The 14,733-nt window shown below is 39.7% G+C and carries 23 protein-coding genes; 8 read left to right on the top strand and 15 right to left on the bottom strand.

Annotated features, from left to right (window positions below; genetic code table 11):
• Positions 1-5: 5 nt before the first annotated feature.
• The 15 genes from ACWQ4X_RS02750 to ACWQ4X_RS02680 all read right to left on the bottom strand — a co-directional run bounded on the left by ACWQ4X_RS02750 (position 6) and on the right by ACWQ4X_RS02680 (position 9,155).
• Positions 6-1,670 carry a terminase gene (locus tag ACWQ4X_RS02750; RefSeq protein WP_168377803.1) on the bottom strand — a complete coding sequence of 555 codons (1,665 nt, stop codon included), beginning with the start codon at positions 1,668-1,670 and terminating at the stop codon, positions 6-8.
• 101 nt (positions 1,671-1,771) lie between these two features.
• The gene (locus tag ACWQ4X_RS02745) at positions 1,772-2,425 is read right to left on the bottom strand and encodes a hypothetical protein (protein WP_174498774.1); all 654 of its coding nucleotides are present in this window, start codon (positions 2,423-2,425) and stop codon (positions 1,772-1,774) included.
• An 87-nt stretch (positions 2,426-2,512) separates the two neighbouring features.
• Complete coding sequence (locus tag ACWQ4X_RS02740) at positions 2,513-2,971, bottom strand: hypothetical protein (protein ID WP_010112825.1); 459 nt, start codon at positions 2,969-2,971, stop codon at positions 2,513-2,515.
• A gap of 23 nt (positions 2,972-2,994) precedes the next feature.
• Positions 2,995-3,390 (bottom strand): DUF1064 domain-containing protein, encoded by a 396-nt coding sequence (locus ACWQ4X_RS02735; protein WP_111883828.1) that lies wholly within the window; start codon positions 3,388-3,390, stop codon positions 2,995-2,997.
• The gene (locus ACWQ4X_RS02730) at positions 3,387-3,965 is read right to left on the bottom strand and encodes a hypothetical protein (protein WP_457902628.1); all 579 of its coding nucleotides are present in this window, start codon (positions 3,963-3,965) and stop codon (positions 3,387-3,389) included. The genes ACWQ4X_RS02735 and ACWQ4X_RS02730 overlap by 4 nt, the downstream gene beginning before the upstream one ends.
• The gene (locus tag ACWQ4X_RS02725; RefSeq protein WP_457902627.1) at positions 3,958-4,926 is read right to left on the bottom strand and encodes a helix-turn-helix domain-containing protein; all 969 of its coding nucleotides are present in this window, start codon (positions 4,924-4,926) and stop codon (positions 3,958-3,960) included. The genes ACWQ4X_RS02730 and ACWQ4X_RS02725 overlap by 8 nt, the downstream gene beginning before the upstream one ends.
• On the bottom strand, positions 4,923-6,485 hold the full coding sequence (locus ACWQ4X_RS02720; protein ID WP_457902626.1) for a DNA cytosine methyltransferase: 1,563 nt from the start codon (positions 6,483-6,485) through the stop codon (positions 4,923-4,925). The genes ACWQ4X_RS02725 and ACWQ4X_RS02720 overlap by 4 nt, the downstream gene beginning before the upstream one ends.
• Entirely contained in the window at positions 6,482-7,060 is a 579-nt protein-coding gene (locus ACWQ4X_RS02715; protein WP_457902625.1) for a hypothetical protein, read from the bottom strand. The genes ACWQ4X_RS02720 and ACWQ4X_RS02715 overlap by 4 nt, the downstream gene beginning before the upstream one ends.
• A gap of 73 nt (positions 7,061-7,133) precedes the next feature.
• A complete protein-coding gene (locus ACWQ4X_RS02710) occupies positions 7,134-7,520 on the bottom strand; it encodes a hypothetical protein (RefSeq protein ID WP_457902624.1) in 387 nt (128 codons plus the stop codon).
• Entirely contained in the window at positions 7,517-7,729 is a 213-nt protein-coding gene (locus ACWQ4X_RS02705; RefSeq protein WP_457902623.1) for a hypothetical protein, read from the bottom strand. The genes ACWQ4X_RS02710 and ACWQ4X_RS02705 overlap by 4 nt, the downstream gene beginning before the upstream one ends.
• Positions 7,726-7,893, bottom strand: a complete 168-nt coding sequence (locus ACWQ4X_RS02700; RefSeq protein WP_158654358.1) for a hypothetical protein — start codon at positions 7,891-7,893, stop codon at positions 7,726-7,728. Before ACWQ4X_RS02700 ends, ACWQ4X_RS02705 begins: the two co-directional genes overlap by 4 nt.
• Positions 7,890-8,444 (bottom strand): hypothetical protein, encoded by a 555-nt coding sequence (locus ACWQ4X_RS02695; protein WP_457902622.1) that lies wholly within the window; start codon positions 8,442-8,444, stop codon positions 7,890-7,892. The genes ACWQ4X_RS02700 and ACWQ4X_RS02695 overlap by 4 nt, the downstream gene beginning before the upstream one ends.
• A complete protein-coding gene (locus tag ACWQ4X_RS02690) occupies positions 8,441-8,590 on the bottom strand; it encodes a hypothetical protein (protein WP_334069726.1) in 150 nt (49 codons plus the stop codon). The genes ACWQ4X_RS02695 and ACWQ4X_RS02690 overlap by 4 nt, the downstream gene beginning before the upstream one ends.
• 2 nt (positions 8,591-8,592) lie before the next feature.
• The gene (locus tag ACWQ4X_RS02685) at positions 8,593-8,919 is read right to left on the bottom strand and encodes a hypothetical protein (protein WP_457902621.1); all 327 of its coding nucleotides are present in this window, start codon (positions 8,917-8,919) and stop codon (positions 8,593-8,595) included.
• An 8-nt stretch (positions 8,920-8,927) separates the two neighbouring features.
• The gene (locus ACWQ4X_RS02680) at positions 8,928-9,155 is read right to left on the bottom strand and encodes a Cro/CI family transcriptional regulator (RefSeq protein ID WP_004761406.1); all 228 of its coding nucleotides are present in this window, start codon (positions 9,153-9,155) and stop codon (positions 8,928-8,930) included.
• A gap of 107 nt (positions 9,156-9,262) precedes the next feature.
• Between ACWQ4X_RS02680 and ACWQ4X_RS02675 the strand changes: the two genes are divergently transcribed.
• The 8 genes from ACWQ4X_RS02675 to ACWQ4X_RS02640 all read left to right on the top strand — a co-directional run bounded on the left by ACWQ4X_RS02675 (position 9,263) and on the right by ACWQ4X_RS02640 (position 14,714).
• A complete protein-coding gene (locus ACWQ4X_RS02675) occupies positions 9,263-9,988 on the top strand; it encodes a LexA family transcriptional regulator (protein ID WP_457902620.1) in 726 nt (241 codons plus the stop codon).
• A gap of 74 nt (positions 9,989-10,062) precedes the next feature.
• Entirely contained in the window at positions 10,063-10,389 is a 327-nt protein-coding gene (locus ACWQ4X_RS02670; RefSeq protein ID WP_457902619.1) for a hypothetical protein, read from the top strand.
• 199 nt (positions 10,390-10,588) lie between these two features.
• Positions 10,589-10,918 (top strand): hypothetical protein, encoded by a 330-nt coding sequence (locus tag ACWQ4X_RS02665; protein ID WP_010112842.1) that lies wholly within the window; start codon positions 10,589-10,591, stop codon positions 10,916-10,918.
• A gap of 53 nt (positions 10,919-10,971) precedes the next feature.
• The gene (locus ACWQ4X_RS02660) at positions 10,972-11,796 is read left to right on the top strand and encodes a DUF2303 family protein (protein WP_457902618.1); all 825 of its coding nucleotides are present in this window, start codon (positions 10,972-10,974) and stop codon (positions 11,794-11,796) included.
• A gap of 93 nt (positions 11,797-11,889) precedes the next feature.
• On the top strand, positions 11,890-12,339 hold the full coding sequence (locus ACWQ4X_RS02655; protein ID WP_457902617.1) for a hypothetical protein: 450 nt from the start codon (positions 11,890-11,892) through the stop codon (positions 12,337-12,339).
• Entirely contained in the window at positions 12,332-12,709 is a 378-nt protein-coding gene (locus tag ACWQ4X_RS02650; protein ID WP_317097631.1) for a hypothetical protein, read from the top strand. Before ACWQ4X_RS02655 ends, ACWQ4X_RS02650 begins: the two co-directional genes overlap by 8 nt.
• Positions 12,706-13,692 (top strand): YqaJ viral recombinase family nuclease, encoded by a 987-nt coding sequence (locus ACWQ4X_RS02645; RefSeq protein ID WP_457902616.1) that lies wholly within the window; start codon positions 12,706-12,708, stop codon positions 13,690-13,692. Before ACWQ4X_RS02650 ends, ACWQ4X_RS02645 begins: the two co-directional genes overlap by 4 nt.
• A gap of 11 nt (positions 13,693-13,703) precedes the next feature.
• Positions 13,704-14,714 carry a RecT family recombinase gene (locus ACWQ4X_RS02640; RefSeq protein WP_457902615.1) on the top strand — a complete coding sequence of 337 codons (1,011 nt, stop codon included), beginning with the start codon at positions 13,704-13,706 and terminating at the stop codon, positions 14,712-14,714.
• Positions 14,715-14,733 lie beyond the last annotated feature (19 nt).

Below are 14,733 nucleotides of genomic sequence, written 5' to 3'. Positions count from 1 at the left end.
TTTCCTTATAAACGCCAATCTGTCGGAGGTGCTTCGACATAACCATGTTGATTTTGATGTGTTGTACCTTGATTCATACCAGTAAGACTAGCCGTATAGACGTAATCACCAAGCAAACCTGCATCTTTAGCCTGTGCCCATTGTCTAAGTGCATCTGCACCTTCTGAGCAACCATTGGATTTATCAGGCTGATCAATAAACATATTGGCTTGTTGGTTAAATTTCTTTTTATAGCCTTCGATCCGTTCGATACCCAGTTTGCAACGTTCTTCATCAAACCAAGCATTCTTTAAATGTCTACGAGTCTGTTGAATACCAGTTGTGAGTAACGTAATACGTGGAATGACCACAAAATTATGACCAGGTAATAATTCCTCAAGCATTTCTAATACTGACTTGTTGTAATCACCAAGCCTTTGATGTGCTGCATCGTGCGGTAAATAATGAGTATGATAGATATAAGGTTTATCTTTAATCAGTTTCACGTAATGACGTAAATCTTGAAAATGATCTTCTTCATAATCAATAAAGCGATCTTGCTGATTCATCATTTGATGGAACCAAATTGCACAACCATCATGGTTGCCAATATCCCAAAACGTACACGTCGGTACATCTAAAACTTCAATTTGAGCAATACCACTACGTTTACGCAACTCAAGCATATCTTTTGCGTAGTAGTTCCCTTCTGTACTGACCTGAAATGCTTCGTCAGGAAATGAGGGATACTCTTGCCACATTAAAGCCTGATCACCAGATAGATCATTATCACGTGTTGATACATACCAAGCACGTTGATCAGGATCAATTTTGATCTTCTTGCCTAAGTTTCTGGATACAACAATTTCAATGTGATCAAAAATATTATGATCTTTTTTTGAAATAATGACTTCAGTTGAGTCAATACGGTACTTAGGTTCTTCCCACCAACCATAAAAATGTAGTCTGAAATCTTTTGGCGTAAGTTTTTTGCGTGAAGCAAAGTTCTTCTGTGCGATCTGAACCTTATCAAAGAAGTCACCACCACGACCTTCAGCAGTAGATTCAATGACACATATACCTGTTGTTGGAACTGCTGGTAATGAACCTGTACGAACCTCTTTCGCTTTACCAGGTGATTGAGCGCAAATCTTACCGTATTCAGAAATAAGTAAGCGGTGCATGGTACCGCCACGGAATGATGTGGCCACTGAAATTTTAGAACCATTATGGGCGAATTCCATCTCAGTTCCATTATTGGTTTTGAGTGGAAAGCGTTCTAATATTTCAGGTGGTAAGTTATCGTACGCAAATTTAATCTTATCGCTAAAAATATCACCAACAGTTTCAAGGTTCTGTGCAATAACACCGCAATGCTGATTGGCGTTAAATAAAGCGTGATCAAGCCATAAAATACAAATCAATGTGGTGAAACCTAACTGACGTGCTTTTAAAATAATATTGCGGTACCACAACCGATTTAAGAATTTCTTCTGTGCATCATTAGGCTGGAATGGTAATTCAAATGTTGGAGCTTCTTCTACTTGCCCCAACTCATTTACAAAGTCATCACCTTTAATTTTAATCTTATATAAACAGCCACTAAAAATACGCCAAACAGGGTCTGCCAAGCAGCGTTCAAGCTCCTCGGCATTTGTCGGTAGTGGCTGTAAGTTAGTGTTATAAATCAATTTTTACTCCATTTTGCACAACATTGGTGCATTTTTGAAGCGTGTACGTGAATGAAATTGTTTTGGTGTGGGTGATTAGTCGTTCCATTCACGTACATGCACTAATATTCAGGATCATCTGCAATTGGTTTGAACGCAGAACTATTTCCAGTGCTCACTCGTTCAAGTAATGCAGTCAGTGCATCGACAGGTTTATTGTTCTCATCATCAAGTCCAAACGCTTGACGTTCTAAAGCAATCAATGTTTTGAGTGTGTCGCTTAAATCTTTCATAGACTTCACACGACCAGGCATTGAGATGATCTTCATATAAAGGTCATTTACTTTGTCATTGCCTTTATCATCAGGTGACCACATGAGCTCACCCAACATTTCCAGCAATTTGACATTCTCTTGACCGACCATCATTTCGAGCTCATCAAATAGGCTCATAGCAATCTTGCGTGAACGTTGAATATCCTTACGATGTGCTAATCGAACTGACGCTACTTCATTGGCATTTGCATCGATAGTGTCTTTTTCTGAAATGGTCGTTTTCGTGCGCACACTGCTGCGCACACTCTCCTTGCGCACAATGTCATCTGCTTTAGCTTTAATTTTTTCAGATAGATCACGAACCCATTCGTATTGCTTTGCTCTACGTCTAATGCCTGATTCTGCAATATCATGCTCACCTGCAATTTGACGTAGAGACTTAATACCTGCTCGATAATCGAGTTCGATCTTTTCCCAATCAATTACTTTTTTTTCAGCCATGATCACCAAACCTCATATTGGTTTAATGATCATGTATATATGTGGGGGAGGTCTAACCTTAGAGGGGGGTGAAGCCGTTTTGATAAATTACAACAGCTCTCCTTGCTTGCCTATATCCAATAAATCCCCTACTTGCTTCGATAATTTACGTACTTGACCTGAAACTTCACTCTGAAGTATTGCCATATGATGACCCATCTCAATATTTGCATATTGCATCGCTTCAGCAACCATGAGATTGCCAAGGTTACGTGCTTCACGTGGCGTTAATGTCAAAATCTGATCATCACCAATTTCAATTTTAACGGTACCATCAGGTAAAACCATCTTGGACATAATACGAGATGGGCGATGTTTAGGGGCTGGAATGAATACACCACGCTGTACACGGATAATCTGGCCACTATCGACAAGATGGCTTAAACGATCATCAACGATAGATAATTTGAAGCCTGTCAATTGTGACAAAGTTTCTCTAGTAACGATTTGCTCTTGATTATGTAAATCCTCAATGGCTTCAAGGATTGTTTCAGCGTTAGACTTCATTGTCATACTCCCCTAAATCGTTCTTAAACTTCAACTACGTCAATATTGTGAATTAATTTCATCAATTTACGTTTGATGATGTAATCCGCAGTTTTATGACCTTTGGCATCTTCACAGATGAACTGATCATCTTTGGTCCAATAAACAAAGTCTGCTATGTAATCTGTGCCACGTACTTTCTCACCACAAATTTTCTGTGCCGGTATCAGGTTGTATCGAACCTGGGTCTGTAAATCCTTGATCTCACCTGCACGTTGTAAGACCTTTAAATCATTTAAACGACGATATTCATGCTGTGAATCAGCAACTTTTTCACCATCAACGACAACTTTATGATTCCCATACTTTGGCTGTTTAGGCTTGTTGTCACGTTGATGGACCAGTCTCTTAATTTGAGATTGTGATAAATAATTTGTCATGCTCTACCTGCATTAGAATTTTTATTAATACCCTTCACCTGAGCCATCAATTCAGGTGGACAGGTGGTGATTCTTCTCCCATCTTCCTTAGGTGCTTTTAATGCCCCAACTGGATCAGTGAATGCTTGAACATCTCCCATCAATTTCGCATTTGAAACGATACGGACGTACATATCCTTGAATGCTTTTGACTGTGATTCAGCACGAGGGTTTAACTCATCAAAACCTTTCTTAAATTCTTTAAGGGTTTTGAGCACATGCACACTGATTGAGATCGTCTGATTCGATTTCTCGTATGCTAATGCTTGTTGCCATGCTTCATTTTCAGTGAGCCAATGTGAACCTTGTAAACACCAAATCTTAAAATCTTGAATACATGGTGGCCATGGTTCATGGAGCATACGGTTATACCCATTTTCCAGCTGCTGAACTGTCAATCCTGAAAAGTCCTCAATCATTGCCTGTTCAAGATCAGCTTCATCAACTGCTGCCCAAAAATCTGTAAATTTCTTACCGTAACGAATACGCATTTTGTCAATTAAACGACGTGCTTCAGTAATGGTGAACTCACGCATGACCCACCTCCTCAATCAGAAAGTTCTTTGGGGGTTCAGGTACTACATCAATTATTGATGATTCCTGATGTTGTTCTTCACGGACTTTTTGACCATAACGCAACCAACGATTTACATTTTCCTGTTTAGCTTGGTATGCAGATGGTGTTTGGATAGGTTTATTTCGTCCTGATTGCTCAGTGACGCTATTTTTCGCCTTTCGGTTGATAAGTTTATGCTTGTTGTTGTTTACCCATGTCAGGAACGCTACAGCCCACTTCTGTGCTGTCTTGAAAGATTGCTTACCGTAATCATTCGGTGATGCAAACCAATCTCCAAATTCATCAAACAGGTTTTCAAGATCGTGTTGATCAAGATCAGGGTGTCTAGGTTTAGACAATTCGATGAAATCAGATTTCAATGTTGAATATTTCTGACCAAGTTCGATCACTGAGATTTTTGCAAGATCAAAATTGTGGTACTGAACAAATTGAACTGGCGGTTGTGAAATTTTTTCTTCGTGTGTATTACTACTACGTTCTATTGGTTGTTCTATTGGTTGTTCTTGGTAGTTAGTATGACCCTGCGTCACTGCTTTTTGCACCAGAGTCACTGGTTGTTGCGTGAGAGTCACTGGTTCACTGTCGTCAGAGTCACTGGTATTGTTATCAGAGTCACTGCTTTCATTGTCCGAGCTGTGACCCTGCGTCACTGCTTTTGTGAGACCTTCTACATCAAAACGGTAATAAGATCGACGACCATTTGAACGATCTACAACCAATATTCCTAAATTTTCGATGTGTTTAATGTGTAAGCCCACTGCTCGATTTGATAGTCCAGTATCATCCATGAGTGTTTGAATGGATGGAAAACATTCACCAGTTTCATAATCAGCGTATGTAGCCAAAGTGATTGCCACTAACTTAGTTGTTGGTGGCATGGAAATTTGACGTACAGCTTTAACAAAGTTGAAATTGCTCATGCAGCACCTCGGTATTTTTTCTCATGGCTAAAGTTAGCTTCCACCAAGGCTCGTGCAAGTTGAGGGCAAACTGAATTACCCACCATTCTTGTCTGCTCTGTTTTAGTTAACTTGATTTCATTGCCTGTCTCGTCCAGCCCTTTTTCAAAAATATAAGAATCTGGAAAACCTTGTGCTTTAAAAAGTTCAACTGGTTGCAACATGCGAAAACCAATATCTGCAATTTGATATTGTTGTTGGCCAACAGTTACCAATCCAAACCGGTCACGAGTTGGGATTGTGCGCAGCGGCTCCCCAATAGAGTTCCCATCTTTTTCATTTCCGTAAAATGCAGTGAGGAATGCGCGAACTTCAGCAAACTGGTTTACAGTGGTCATGGTGTGGATCGGTTCACTAAGTTCCTGCCCAATGCAGTTATTCTTCATCTTTGATAGATGACTAACGACAAGTGAGTTGTGGTCCTTTGCTGTAATCGTATGCACAGGCTCTTTTGCTGAACTGCCCAATACACCAGTGTAATTCTTAGCAAGAAATGCACTTAATAAACCGAATCTATTCTCTGTTGTTACTGTACGAGTGGGTTCTTTAAGTAAAAAACCTCGTGTCTCTTCACCTTGTTTTTTGCCGTAGTAGGTCGAAATAAAAGGTGCAATCAATGCATGATGTCCACCTTTAGTTTGCGCACAGATAGTCCGCAGCGGCTCATTAATTGGCATTGACCGTTTGTTCGATGCATTTGCACACTCAGTTAAAACTGGAGCCATGCCATTAATAATGAACGGATCTGGATTATCAAAAACAAACTTCTTAAGTCCACCTGCAATACGTTCAAGTGTTGCAGGTGCAAGCGGACGTGTACGTGTGAAAATACTCGGACATTCAATTGACCAGTCAATACATTCCGCAGCGGTACGCCAAGGTTTTAAATTTCCTTTTTGCACCTGTATAGAATCAGGATGACCATGCGTTGGTTGTGGCCATTGAATTTTTAAACCATCACGCCTAGCAATGAGAAAGAATCTCTTACGGATAGTTGGTGAGCCATAGTCACATGCTCGTAATTCTCGATAATCAACTTGGTAACCTTGTTTTTTAAGTGCGTTCACAAATGATTTGAAAGTACGACCTTTATTTTTAGGACATGGTTTCCCATCTGCAGCAAGATCACCCCATGTTTTAAACTCTTCAACATTCTCAAGCATAATGACGCGTGGGCGAGTTTTAGCTGCCCAACGTAGTGCCACCCAAGCCAAACCACGAATTTTCTTTTCAACAGGTTTACTACCTTTGGCTTTTGAAAAATGTTTACAGTCTGGAGAAAGCCAAACCAACCCTACTGGTTGATTACCTGTAACTTGAATTGGATCTATATCCCAAACAGACTCACAGTAATGCCTAGTCTCAGGATGATTCATTCGATGCATCGCTAAAGCTTTTGGATCATGATTAATTGCCACATCCACAGGGCGATTAAATGCTTGCTCTAAGCCTGTAGATGTGCCACCACCACCCGCAAAATTATCAATAATTAGTTCATGAGGAAGTAAATTAAAATTCACGCTGCCACCCCCAACCCATTACCAGTAAGAGATATCTGAACTGCTTTAAATTCGCGCTGGCATGCCACGTTCTTGAACGCAGAAAAGCAGGTCACAATGTATGGCTGCTTTACAATTTTGAATCCCGGTCCCGCAACTTCATGGAAATATTCATCCATTAACTTGTTGGCACCTTTCCAGCGAGTTTTGACACCACATTCAACGATGTAAATCGGCTCTTGATCTTCTTCACAACCATTCAAAAACTGTCCATATGTCATGCGTTCAGGTACAGCTATTTCAAAATCGAGCTGTATAGATCGGCCATCTGGATGATCTGCGTATATGTCACAACTGATATGGAAGCTTTGCTCCCTGTCGATTAAATCCTTACGCATGGCAATTACAAGTGTACCCTTGGTCAAAGTTAGCAAATGGGCTAACTCAGGCGCTTGATCCTCAGATTTCCCATTTGTTAATTGCCAAAGTTCGAGAATGCGATTTTCTTCAATCGCTTCCCCAATAAGCTGAAACTTGCGTACAGGATTTAAAGCAGGTTTATTGGGGTTGTATTTTTTATTGCGTTTTTTAATCACGCCACACCCCCTAATCGAATTAAAGCAGCCCCAAAAAGCATGAAAATGAACAACAAAGTTTTGTGGAGTTCTTTCATACGGCACCGCCAGTGATCTTTTTTAAAGTTAGATACACAGTGAACATTTTCCCTGCCGAGTAATCTGCGACTCGAACATCTGTGCATTCAACTAAATGACGATGCTCACCAAAATGCACACGACTTCCTGCACGCTCTAAGGTCACGCGGTGCCATCCCTCTGGTGCTGGATCACATGAAAAGTGCTTCACATATTTCTCATCACCGCACTGGATGGAGCAAAGAGGTTCAGCAACCCATAAAACTTGATTAAGAAACTTCTTCACAGACAAATTTTTATTACTGAATCCTTGCTTCATGCGCATGTTTACGCTGATTTTGCATGTGTCGTTATCACGAATTTTTTTAGCTTGGTTACGATCAACAATTAATTTGTTTTTCAAGCAGCACCTCGCATCAAAACCAATTGTTTTGCAGTAACGGTACGTGCTGAGATATCAGTACCAAATGACCAACGGAACTTGGCATACACATGCACAATTTCACAGTTATCAATGCGTATAGTTGAAGCAACGCGATAAGCCCAGCCATCCAATCTGACGATCTGACCATGCTTAAATCGAGAACGTGTTTTAGGGCGACGTAGGTTCATGCTGTCACCCCATTCGCTTTTTGCTTTTCTTCGCGCTGCTTGAACACACACTCAGCATGGATGACACGAAAACCTTTAGCGTCTTGGCGCTTTTCAAAATGCCCTGCACCTTTTGCAACAAAGTGCGTGCAGTAATAGCAATAACCACTAAAGCGATTTCTCATGACTGCACCCCTTTCACCACATACTTAATTTCACCATCCAAAATGGCTTGAATTAAGCGTTTATGCTGAGGTGCCCAATACAGTGATTTAACGTAAACGCGCAGCTTTCCATAATCATGCTGCTTGCGCTTAATAAAACCGTCAGCTTCTTGGCGCGTTAAGAAAACACCAACTTCAAACCACTCTGTTTTGAAGCAAGTTTTGTAAAGATGTAGGTCGTTATCTTCAGAAAAACTTTTTAAAACATCATCCTGATCACGCTTATCAAGATCACTGAAAAGCTCTGAATGTTCTTCAATTGCCAAGCCGTTCAGTGCATGCTTATCTTCTGCATCAAGTTCATCAAAGTAATGTTGAGAACTTTCAAATTCAGTACCTTCTTCACCGTCAATCCAGCATTCTTTATCTGAATATTCTGAGTTCAGCCCATAGACCTTTTTTTCTTCTTGGACATGGAAAATAGGGCTTGCAGTACCAGCATTAAATTCAGTCTGTGATGATTTAAGGTCAGCAACCAATTGCAACCATTCACCTAAGGTAAATTGACTCATGCTGCACCCCCTTCTTCCACGTCATCCAACCCAGAAACAAACAAAGCCACTGGAGCTTCACCTTCAATAATCAAACAGTGATGACACTGTTCCCCTTTAAACTCTGGACATTTGCCAGCGCACTTATGTTCTGTTAAATTACTCATGTTCATTTACCTGAATGTTGATGAATACTAGAAGCTCGACCTGCAACGTCGGGCTTTTTTAATGCCTGCCAAAAACTTTTCAAATTTCTGCATACATTCTTGAATACGCTTGTAGACGTTGTATTCTTTGATTTTTCTATGTGCTCAGATGATGATTGACCTGTCTCCAGTTCGATCTTTTTATCTATGGCATCTCTTAACCATTTCGCACGATCACTACCTTGGCTTATCGCCAATTCATCAATGATCTCTTGGACTTCCAGCGGTACACGTGTTGACATGGGTGCCAACAGTTTTTTGCTGAATACAAACATTATTTTTGTTTCCATAGGTTCACCTATTGAATTTGTTCAGGCTCTCTTAGTTCAATCCAAATGTCCTGATAATCTTCTGGGAAAAGGTCTTTACGTGTGCAGATTCCACGATCTTCCGCAATCACAGCTAGGCGGATTTTTCTGTCAGTTGGAATAGCTTTCCAACCACTCACTGAAGGTCCTGTAATACCTAAAAGCCGTGCAACTGCATTACATCCACCAAGGGCTTCTATAAGTTGGTTGTCATTCATGTTGCTCTCCTATAACAAAAGCAATTATTAGGTATTCCTTATAAATAATCAATAGGCACACCTAATTTTATTCATGTTAGGATTTCCTAATGATTTGAGAGTTACTTATGAAGACACTTGCTGAAAGACTAAAATATGCAATGGAAGTTTTACCACCTAAAAAAATTAAGGGTGTAGAACTTGCTCGTGCTGTTGGTGTTAAGCCACCATCTGTTAGTGACTGGCTTTCTGGTAAATCTAAAACAATGGAAGGGGAAAATCTTTTACGTGCAGCACATCGCTTGAATGTAAATCCTATTTGGCTAGCTACTGGGAAAGGCTCACCTAAACAAGATGGTGAAATTAATCCTCAATTCACCCAGGTAAATGAATGGGATACCAATACTCCAGTAGATGATGACGAAGTAGAAATCCCATTTTTCAAGGATTTTTCTTTTGCTTGTGGCGGTGGTTCATTCAATGAAGCTATTGCTAATGAAAGACGTAAATTAAGAATGTCCAAAGCGACTTTACGCAATTTAGCAATCACAGAATCTAATGCAGTTGCAGCAACTGCATCAGGCGACTCAATGACACCAACCATTAATGATGGCGATACAATCCACATTGATCTTGGTCGCAAAGAGGTTAAAGATGGTCGTATCTATGTGATTTGTATAGGTGGGCTTCATTACTGCAAGCGTTTATATAACCTACCCTTTGGTGGAATCCGATTGTTATCTGATAATTCAGAAGAATATAAAGAAATTGAACTAACAGCAGAAGAAAGAATCTCTCAGCAATTTGAAATTATTGGTTGGGTTTGGCAGATTGCGAAATTGGAAAAATGGTAACACCTGAAGGTATAAGTGTTTTAAGCCCAAACGAGTAAGAAAAAGTTAAATCATTATAATTTAGGTATTTAAGAATGCATGACTTTATATATAACTTGGGCATTATTGGTTTAATAATTATATTTTTTTATATCGTTTTTTGGCTTGATCGCAGAAATAAGCCAAGTGAACTTGATTTACTCAGAAATCATTTACAAAGAGTCACGCACCCCAATTTAACAGTTAAGGGTTTTGGTAATTATCATATCGAATATGTGATAAGAGGACACCAAACTTTTGAATATTTTAAATTTTCAAGTCAATATCAACAAAACTTAGAAATAATGAAAAAAGACCCATCTATAAAAATTTTGAATCATGGCTTAACAGGGTACCGTGACTGGGAGAAATGGGGTAATTAAGGTGACAAATTTGGTATTACAAGCATTTTGATGATCTAACAGTATATCAATAAACACCACTCAACCTGCTATATGCAGGTTTTCTTTTATCAAAAACAAAAAATTAGGCATTCCTAAAAATAAATTAGGAATACCTATTGACTAAATAATTAGGTTTACCTAATATTTATCTCACACACTAACCCAATGTGAGGTAAAAATGTCTACCAAACCAACCAACGCACAGCAATTTGTTGCTGACTTAGGTGCAGGAACCTTTGCTAACCAACTCGGTGCAGCTATCAGCATGGTTTCTCAAGGTGCTGTTCAGCACAACAAAAAAGGGCAAATCAAAATCACACTTGATATTGCTCGTATCGGTGATTCAAGCCAGGTCGAAATTGCACACACACTCGCTTTTGTTGAACCAACAGCAAAAGGTAAACGTGCAGAGGACACCACCTCAAAAACTCCAATGCATTTGAATGCTGGTGGTGATGTCACTTTGTTCGCTAACCATACAAGCCAATTATTCACCGAAGACGCTTAAACAGCCCCCTTCTCATTACAACAATTTTACCAACCATCCATAAGGTACTGAAAATGGAAAACTCTGCTAAAGAAATCGTTGAACTTGCGTTACCTGTAAATGATTTATCTCGTGGTCAACTTGTTGCCATTCATGAAAATTTCAATGTTCATGATTTAGAACAATTTCAAGCTGGTCGTAACCGTGCACGTGGTGTTTTAAAAACCCCATCTTTTGAAGATTTCAAAAGTTATGTTTCAAGTAATACACAGTCTGAAAATTCTGTTCCTGAAGTAAAAGTTTATGCACCTGTATTTGTTGACCACAAAAATGTATCAGCAACGGCAATTTTAAACTTCAAAGTTGTTGGATTGGTTCAAGGTCATTGTGACCATAAAGCAGTCTTACAGCTTGAACCAACTGTAGTTTGGGAAAAGCTCAATCAGCTTAAAGATAACAAACTTAATCAAAAGCGTTTTGCAACATTACTTGAAGATTGGGCAAGTGTATTCGCTGCAACAAGTGAAACTGGTGAAACGATCCATATTGCGGAAGCAATTAATGCAGTTCGCAACATGAAAGTTGGCTCATCTTCAACTACTGATTCGTCAGTATCAAACATGCAAGAAACTCGCTCAGTCTTTGACAAAGTTGAAGCTTCAAGCACAGCAGGGAAATTACCAAGTTATTTTGAAATCATTGATCCAGCTTATGTCGGTCTTGATGACAAAACTATTCGCTTGCGTCTTGTAGTAAATAGCTCAGATGGTGAGCCATCGTTTGCATTGCAAATCGTTAAAGAAGAACTCTTGCGTAATGAAATTGTTCAAGAATTCAAGGAAAAAGTGATTGCCTTGCTTCCTGAAAACCCTGTCCGTATTGGTACCTTTTCCGCTTAAAACTAAAAATTAAGCAATAAAAAGCCCCGAAATTTTGATCGAGGACGGGGCTTCTTTAGGGGGTATAGCAATCGCTATAAGGAGATTATGAACATGGTTTCATTAAATTTCAAATCAATTTTGTTGGGTTTTGGTGGTGCAGTAGCGATGACAGCAGTTTTAGCGTCTGTGCAAATGTATCAACCAGCCAAGCTACCTGTTGAAGAACAGCAGCAGATCACAGTGGCATCAGACATCTACAAGGTGGATGAGCTCGATTTAGGACCATACAACGACTGTCAACATGACTGTCATGCAACCTTATTGACAGCAAATGACCAGTATTACATCGAGGTGAATTTTGACTATTCAGGTTTCGATGATGGTAACGGCTTTAATCGTGCTGTAGGCATTCAGATTGATCGCTTAGAACCTGAATTGGTCGGTGATGAAGATGGCGAAATCAATGCATATCTTGATCGTTATGAAATCGACAAGATCAATGATGCCCTTGAAGACTCTATCGCAGTGAAACTTCAAAAGTTAGGAGGTTCTCATGGGTGAACTTATTGAGATTAAACATAGTCCTAAAGGTCAGCGAAATGAGCTGCAAGCACTGGTTTATAGAATGCTCTGCCCTGTTGTCCCTAAAGATTATAGCGAAATCAACATTGGTAAATCGACTGTTTACGTGTTGTTGGAAGGCTTCCCTTGGCAAACCATTAAAACACGCGACCCTTTAAATAGTCACCTCAATGGTGAGAAATGGGGGTGGAATCCACTCAAAGTCAAAAGTTCTGGTCGATTTGGTGGTGGATGGGCTTTCAAATTTGGCATCACTTCAAATGAAAATTTTCGTGAATTAGTTATTGACGTGGGAATTGGTTCAATTCGTTTGGAAATCATGAATTCACGTAGAGGATTTAGAGCATGAATACACAAGTTAATCGTGACCAATTTCTTGCAGGTCGTAAAAAAGGTATCGGTGGTTCAGACGTTGCTGCAATCCTTGGTTTTAGCCCATACAAATCACCATACCAATTGTGGTTGGACAAAACAGGTCGTAGTGAGCGTAAAGAATCACAAAATGAGTCTGCGCATTTCGGCAACCTACTTGAAGATGTTGTTGCAAAAGAGTTCTCACGTCGCTCAGGCATGAAAGTTCAACGTGTTACTCAGCAATTATCTCTTGAAAACATCGGAGAGTCTTGGGCTATCGGTAACATTGACCGTGCTGTTGTTAACCCTGATATCGCAGGACGTGTTTTCTTTAAAGATGGGAAACTAACTACAGACCAAGGCTTGGAATGTAAAACAGCTTCGGAATATTTGTCCAAGTTATTTGGTGAAGAAGGAACAGATCAAATTCCAGACTATTACCTTACTCAGTGTCTTTGGTACATGAAACTTACAGGCTTCCAAGTATGGCATCTTGCCGTTCTTATTGGTGGCAACAAGTTCCGTATGTATCGCATTGAACGTGATGACGATTTAATTGAATCAATCTTTAAACAAGTTAAAGCATTTTGGTTCAACCATGTCATTGCTGATGTGCCACCAGACCCTACTTGTTTTGATGATGTTTTACATCGCTGGTCAAACCATGTTGTAGGTAAACAAGTCGAAGCTGATTTTGAACATATCAAACTCGCTGAAGAACTTATCACTGTTCAAGGTCGTCTAAAAGCAGATAAGGCTCGTGAAGATGAAATCAAATTAAAGATTGTCTCAACGATGCAGGATGCGGAAATGATGATTAGCCAAGGCAAGTCTATCTGCACTTACAAAGAACAATCCTCTACTCGTATCGACAGTACGCTGTTGAAGAAAGAAGAACCTGATTTATTTGCGAAATATAGCAAAACATCAAGCACACGTGTTTTCCGTATTTCAAACAAATTTAAAGAAACAGTTTAAGGAATTTTATTATGAACGCATTAACAACCCCACAAAATGGTCAGATTGCCCACTTAACTGCTTTTGACATCATGATGAATCCTGAAATTATGGATCGTTTTGAGCGCATTGCAAGTGTCATGGCTTCATCAAAATTTGCAGTGCCGAAACATCTTCAGGGCAATACTGGAGATTGTTTAGCCATCATTATGCAATCAGCACAGTGGCAAATGGACCCTTTTGCTGTAGCTCAAAAAACTCATCAAATTAATGGTGTATTAGGGTATGAAGCGCAACTTGTGAATGCTGTGATTACCAATCGTGCACCTATCACAGGTCGTTTAAATTTTGAATGGTATGGTGATTGGGCAAAGATCAACGGCAAGGAAGATAAATCATGGGATAGAGGCATTAAAGTTTGGGCAACATTAAAGGGTGAAACTTCTCCACGTGAAATTGATATTTCTATGGGACAAGTAGGCTCAGTACGCAATTCACCTTTATGGGTAAGTGATCCACGCCAACAACTTGCGTATCTTGCTATTAAACGTTGGTCACGCTTATATACACCCGATGTAATTCTAGGTGTTTATACCCCAGATGAAATTGCTGAACGTGAAGAACTTGATGTTACCCCAGTTCAATCAACGGTAAAAAAACATCAAGGTGCGAGTGGGCTCAAAGCTCAAATGGCTGAACGTGCACAAGTTCAAGAAACTGTTATTGATATGGCATCCGAGTTCAACACAACAGCTCTAATTGCAGAAATTTATGCAACTGAGACACTGGAACAGCTAAAAGAAGTCAGTAGCACAGTACCTACTGATTTGGGTGAACCTGCTCAAACTGATATTAAAAACGCCCATGGCTGGCAGAAGTTCTATCTTCAGTTGATTGTTGATCTTGAAGATGCAGCAGATGTTGAAACCATCAATAAGATTATGGGTGAGCGTTTTGAGCCACACACTTCTGGCTTAACTGATATTCAAATTGACAAGATCAATTCGATTTACGAACGCAAAGCAGCTGAATTAACAGCATAACTCTGGCATGTGGTGCCCT

It is taken from the genome of Acinetobacter sp. NigerLNRRAM0016, assembly GCF_054112845.1.
The sequence above is the reverse complement of the archived record's forward strand: the minus strand, read 5'-3'. Positions and strand labels throughout refer to the sequence as shown.